Origin of the sequence: Curtobacterium luteum (assembly GCF_014646995.1) — a bacterium.
Taxonomy (GTDB): Bacteria; Actinomycetota; Actinomycetes; order Actinomycetales; family Microbacteriaceae; genus Curtobacterium; species Curtobacterium luteum.
Map to the genome: position 1 here is coordinate 1 of NZ_BMOI01000027.1, position 1,517 is coordinate 1,517.

General features: G+C 66.1%; 2 protein-coding genes. Both read right to left on the reverse strand.

Going from position 1 to position 1,517, the window contains the following annotated elements; genetic code table 11:
- Positions 1 to 276: 276 nt before the first annotated feature.
- Complete coding sequence (locus IEY20_RS16910) at positions 277 to 933, reverse strand: signal peptidase I (RefSeq protein ID WP_175327245.1); 657 nt, start codon at positions 931 to 933, stop codon at positions 277 to 279.
- Positions 934 to 1,052: 119 nt separating this feature from the next.
- Positions 1,053 to 1,517, reverse strand: a 465-nt coding sequence (locus IEY20_RS16915) for a hypothetical protein (protein ID WP_188889346.1), incomplete at its 5' end; no start/stop codon positions are given.

The window sequence follows — 1,517 nt, forward strand, 5'->3', positions numbered from 1 at the left end:
GGGGGGGCTACGGGCGGGGACGAGACTCTGCCCGTGCACGGCGCTCCTGCATCACACGGTCCAGGACCGTGAGCAGGTCGTGTGAGATGGCGCCGGGCCCCCAGGGGCCGTCGAACTTCACATGCACTCGGTCGACTTCCGTGATGGTGCACCAGTAGCCCTTCCCCCACAGCCGGGGGATGTAGCGTTCCTCGCCAGCAGCCCAGGTGTATGACGAGGAACTGCTCGCGAAGACATCTCGATCGGCTCGGTCATGGGGGAGCGGCGTGGAGTCGCTCATTGCGCGATCCGTCCCTGCTCGTGGCGGTGCCTCGCGAGGTGCGCTCCGCTTGGCTGTTGATCGAGGAGGGTCGACGGGTCATCGACCCAGCTCGTCAGCTCGTCGAGTGCTTCGTCGTCGTCCGCAGTGTCGTCGAGTGCTTCGTGGCGGCCCGGGAACGTCGGCGTGTCTGCACTGCGGGAGGGACGTTCCCCACGCAGGGCTTCGATGGGGAGCATGATCAACGCCAGCGCGGTCACGCCGAGGCAGATGCGTGCCGGCCACGACTGGACGAATGCGATGACCGTTGCGAGGGGCTGTGCGATGTGCCCGTGGACCGCGCCGATCACTTCGTTGAAGGTGACGGTTTCGGGGTCGGCGACCTTGTTGCCGTCACCCTTGAGGACAGCGGTGCCGTCGTGCACGGACTTGATGCGGTGCGTGTAGATCGACCCGTCTGGCCGTTGGACCGAGATGACGTGCCCGGGGGTGAAGTCCTGCTTGGTTACAGGTTCGATGAGGATGATGTCGCCGTACTGGTAGGTCGGGACCATTGATTTGCCGTCCACCACGACGAGCTTCGCGCCGCTGAGGAGCGCAATCGCTGTCGGTGTCAGCAGCGTCGCGACGATGAGTGCGACGACAAACCAGCGTGTATAGGAGAGGAAACGCATCTTCTGCCTTCGGGTGCAGCTGACCAAACGGGGCGGGGAGCGTGGTGCGACGCTCGCGGTGATGTGGGAACGGCACGCAGCGCCGACGATGAAGTCGGCGCCGCGTGCCGTGGGGAGGGTTAGGAGCGCGGGACGCCGGCCTGGATGGCGTCGACCTCGAGGGTGAACTTGAGCGTCTGGCCCTGGGCGGTGTTGTCCGTGGTCGAGGGCAGCCATGCGCGGAGCTGAATGACGGACGAGCCGTTCGCGACGATCTTGGAGGTGCTCGCGATGGTGTTGCCGCTGAAGTCGGAGATGCTCTGCGCGGTGGACCACGTCGAGCCACCGTCGGTGGATGCCTGCACGAAGACCTGCTTCGCGAAGGCGGTGCTGGCAGCCGTGGAGACGTCCGGGGTGAGCTTCGCGGTCCAGTCGATGTCGGCCGTGCCAACGTTGCGGACGTTGATGTTGAACGTCTGTGCCTTCGTGGCGACATCCGACGCCGCGACGGGGATGACGTTGGTGAAGTTCAGCGGCGTGGTCGAGGTGGCGTCGTCGGCGAGGTTGCCGAGGATGACGGTGCCGGCGGTGAGCTGGTTCGCGGC

Bases quoted from the DNA above. Each gene is read 5' to 3' on its own strand.
- IEY20_RS16910 (WP_175327245.1), bottom strand. From the start codon at position 933: ATGCGTTTCCTCTCCTATACACGCTGGTTTGTCGTCGCACTCATCGTC.